This is a genomic window from Streptomyces niveiscabiei, from assembly GCF_001419795.1.
In the GTDB taxonomy this organism is placed as follows: Bacteria; Actinomycetota; Actinomycetes; order Streptomycetales; family Streptomycetaceae; genus Streptomyces; species Streptomyces niveiscabiei.
In genome coordinates this window covers 1-3,286 of the sequence record NZ_LIRL01000722.1, presented here as the reverse complement: position 1 = coordinate 3,286, position 3,286 = coordinate 1, and the positions used below count along the sequence as shown (strand labels likewise).

The 3,286-nt window shown below is 71.2% G+C and carries 3 protein-coding genes and 1 pseudogene; 1 reads left to right on the top strand and 3 read right to left on the bottom strand.

What is annotated here, in order from left to right:
• The 3 genes and pseudogenes from AOK24_RS51385 to AOK24_RS31745 form a co-directional block, all read right to left on the bottom strand.
• Positions 1–311, bottom strand: a 311-nt coding sequence (locus AOK24_RS51385; RefSeq protein WP_338060960.1) for a biotin/lipoyl-containing protein, incomplete at its 3' end; no start/stop codon positions are given.
• Positions 288–1,259: pseudogene (locus tag AOK24_RS31750) on the bottom strand (alpha-ketoacid dehydrogenase subunit beta); the annotation flags it as partial. The pseudogene AOK24_RS31750 and the gene AOK24_RS51385, both read right to left, overlap by 24 nt.
• Before the next feature lies 1 nt (position 1,260).
• A complete protein-coding gene (locus AOK24_RS31745; protein WP_107104094.1) occupies positions 1,261–2,367 on the bottom strand; it encodes a thiamine pyrophosphate-dependent enzyme in 1,107 nt (368 codons plus the stop codon).
• 238 nt (positions 2,368–2,605) lie between these two features.
• On the opposite strand from AOK24_RS31745, the gene AOK24_RS31740 reads away from it, so the two are divergent.
• The coding region (locus tag AOK24_RS31740; RefSeq protein WP_159052046.1) for a pyridoxal-phosphate dependent enzyme at positions 2,606–3,286 on the top strand (681 nt) is incomplete at its 3' end.

The following is a 3,286-nucleotide window of genomic DNA, read 5'->3' as shown; positions in this document are numbered from 1 at the left end:
GGGGTGCTGTCGGGCCTGGGGGGCTGCTGCGTGGGTGGGGCCTCGGCGATCGACACGAGCGGTGACCCCACCTCGACCGCCGCGCCGGCGGCGGAGTGCAGTGCGGTCACCACCCCGGCGTACGGACTCGGCAGTGACACGAGGGACTTGGCCGTCTCGACCTCGACGAGAGGCTGGTCGTGGGTGACCCGGTCCCCGACGCGGACCAGCCATTCGACGACCTCGGCCTCGGTGAGCCCCTCCCCCAGGTCGGGCAGGCGGAAGGTGTGTTCGGGGCGGCGTACCGGCTCGGGGTGGACACGGCGGAGCACTGCCAACACCCGGGCGGCGTCGGGCAGATGGGCGTGTTCGAGCAGCGGCGGCGGATACGGCACGTCAAGGCCGGTGACCCGGAGCACGGGTGCCCGCAACGCGTCGAAGCACCTCTCCTGGACCCGCGCGACGATCTCCGCCCCCACTCCGGCGAACCCCTGCGCCTCGTGGACGACGACACAACGCCCGGTACGCCGCACCGAGTTGACGAGCCCGGCGTCATCGAGGGGAACGACCGTCCGCAGGTCGAGGACCTCGACGTCCAGCCCTTCCCCGGCGGCCTCCTCCGCGGCGGCGAGGGCGACGGTGACAGCGGGCCCGTACGCGACGAGCGTGACGTCGCTCCCGGCGCGGCGGACGGCGGCGGTGCCGAACGGCTCGGCGCGCAGCGGGAGTTCGACGTCCTCCTTGGTCCAGTAGTGCCGTTTGGGTTCGAGGAGGACAACGGGGTCGGGGTCGTCGATGGCCTCGCGCAGGAGGGAGTACGCGTCGCCGACGGTGGCCGGGGTGACGACCTTGAGCCCGGCGGTGTGGGCGTAGTACGCCTCGCTGGAGTCGCTGTGGTGCTCAACCCCGCCGATGCCGCCCCCGTACGGGACGCGCAGGACGATCGGCAGGGAGAGCGCCCCGCGCGTCCGGTTGCGGAGTTTGGCGACGTGGGAGGCGATCTGCTCGAACGCAGGGTAGGCGAACGCGTCGAACTGCATCTCCACGACCGGCCGGAACCCGGCCATGGCGAGCCCGACGGCGAGCCCGACGATCCCGGACTCGGCAACGGGCGTGTCGAAGCAGCGGTGTTCACCGAAGTCGGCGGTGAGCCCGTCGGTGACGCGGAAGACGCCGCCGAGCCGCCCGACGTCCTCGCCGAACACGAGGACGCGTTCGTCGGCGCGCAGGGCGTCCCGCAGGGCGGTGTTGAGGGCCTTGGCCATGGTCGTGGCGGTCATCTCAGCAGCCCTCCAACGCGGCGCGCTGTTCGGCGAGTTGAGGGGTGGGCGTGCCGAAGACGTGGTCGAGGAGGCCGCGCGGGTCGACCACCGGGTCCTCGGCGAGCCGTACGCGCACGTCGGCCGCGTACGCCTCCGCCTCGGCGGCGATCTCCACCACCTCGTCCGGCGTGAGGAGTTGACGCTCCATCAGCCACGACTCCAGCCGTTCGACGGGGTCCCGGTCCCGCCACGCCTCGGCCTCCTCGGCGGACCGGTAGCGGGAGGGGTCGTCGGCGCTGGTGTGCGCGGCCATGCGGTAGGTGTGCGCCTCGACCAGCCAGGGCCCGCCCCCGGCACGCGCGCTCTCAACGGCCTTGCGCAGTACGGCGATCAGGGCGACGGCGTCGTTCCCGTCGACCTGTTCGGAGCGGACGCCGTAGCCGACTCCCTTGTACGCGAGGGCCGGTGCGGCGCTCTGCGCGGCGAACGGCACCGAGATGGCGTACCCGTTGTTCTGCACGAGGAAGACCACCGGCGCCTTCAACACCCCTGCCAGGCCCAGGGCTTCGTGGAAGTCGCCCTCACTGGTGGCGCCGTCGCCGAGGAGGGCGAGGGCGATGGTGTCGGTGCCCTTGAGGCGTTCGCCGTGGGCGAGGCCGGTGGCGTGGGCGGTGTGGGTGGCGAGCGGGGTGCACTGGGGGGCGGTGCGGTGGGCGACGGGGTCGTACCCGCAGTGGGCGTCGCCGCGCAGCAGGGTGAGCGCCTCGACGGGGTCGATGCCCCGGCCGATCAGGGCGACGCAGTCGCGGTAGGTGGGGAAGAGCCAGTCGGTGGGGCGCAGGGCGAGGGCGGCGCCGATCTGGCACGCCTCCTGGCCGAGGCTGGAGGGGTGGACCGCGAGGCGGCCCTGCCGGGCGAGGGCGGTGGCCTGCGCGTCGAAGCGGCGGCCGACGACCATTTTCCGGTACGCGGTGCGCAGCGATTCCGGATCGGGCAACGAGTATTCCCCGTTCTCATTCCCCGAAAACCATTCGCCCGAGGCCGCTTCTCCGATGCGCGGAAGAAAACGAACCGGGTCCTCGGATGGCAGCCACGGCACCCGCGACCGCGTCGGCCTGTCGCTCATTTCTCCAGCCGCCCTCTCGTCAAGGAACCGTGTCGGGTCCGAGCTAACACACCTCCGACTCCCTGCCTGAGAAGGGGAAATGAAGCGGAACTGAACAATCAGCCGGTCTATACCACCCCTTGACCAAGCACCAGATGTCAACCGACCGTTGGGCCAACCGCAATGCGTGGTCCTCCCGTTCTTTGCTGAGTCCCGGATGCAATTGAAAGGCGAAGAACGACCTGCGGAAGGCAAGGCAATGTCCCGAGTACGCCCCTCAGTACACGCGGGAAATCGGCATTACTCGCTCGTCTGCTCCTCCTGCGGGGCGCGGCATGCGGACGACGGGCTGATCCTCGACTGCACCCGGGCGCATGAACCGGCGTTCCTGCGTGCGGAGTACGAGACGCCTTTCGGCGCGGCTCCTTTTGGTGCGGCTCCTTTTGAGGCGCCTCGTACCGGGCTGTTCCGGTTCGCCTCGCTGCTGCCGGTCGCGCGCACCTTTCCCGACGTACCCGGTCCTGTCGTCCTGCGTGCAGAGAAGCTCGGGCGCAGGCTCGGACTCGACCGGCTGTGGACCGCCTTCAACGGGCACTGGCCGGAGCGCGGCGCGCACCTGCCGACCTGTACGTTCAAGGACCTTGAGGCGTACACCGTGCTCGGCCGACTGCCCGCCGACCCGCCCGTCCTGGTGATTCCCTCGGCGGGCAACACGGCCGCCGCGTTCGCCTGGGCGGCGACGCTCCACCAAGTCCCCTGTCTCATCGTCGTTCCCGCGTCGGCGCTCGACGCCATGCGCTTTCCCGGGCCGCTCGACCCGTGTGTGCGGATCGTCGTCCTCGACGGGCCCGCGACGTACAGCGACGCCATCGCCTGCGCCGATCTGCTCTCCGCGCTTCCGGGGCACCGGGCCGAGGGGGGTTCGCGCAATGTGGGGCGG

Excerpts from the sequence above, each read along its gene's own strand:
- AOK24_RS31745 (WP_107104094.1), bottom strand. The coding sequence starts at position 2,367 with ATGAGCGACAGGCCGACGCGGTCGCGGGTGCCGTGGCTGCCATCCGAG.